The organism is Photobacterium sp. R1 (genome assembly GCF_054600795.1).
Map to the genome: position 1 here is coordinate 1 of NZ_BAAHZP010000396.1, position 294 is coordinate 294.

Below are 294 nucleotides of genomic sequence, written 5' to 3' on the forward strand. Positions count from 1 at the left end.
GTGCCCGCAATCTGATGGAGGCTGTGCTCTGGCATGGCGGCGAAGCGCAGAGCAGCCGCGATCAGGTTCTCCGGCTGGCTAAACAGGACAGGGAAGCATTAATCGCTTTCTTGCATTCACTGTAAGGGTATGAAAATGAAAAAAACGAGGATTGCACTGTGCTTGATGCCTCTGGTGACCGGGCTGGCGGGGTGTCAGGAAAATCAAGAGGCAGTCAGAGCCACGATTCACCAGCAACATATTAACGCTGCAGAAGCGTTTACGGATGCAGCGCGGGATCTGGAAAGTACGGTC

1 protein-coding gene is annotated in these 294 nt (G+C 54.1%); it reads left to right on the top strand.

Annotated elements, in window-relative coordinates:
* The coding region (locus ACYP03_RS25585) for a di-heme oxidoredictase family protein (RefSeq protein ID WP_459782616.1) at positions 1-125 on the top strand (125 nt) is incomplete at its 5' end.
* Positions 126-294 lie beyond the last annotated feature (169 nt).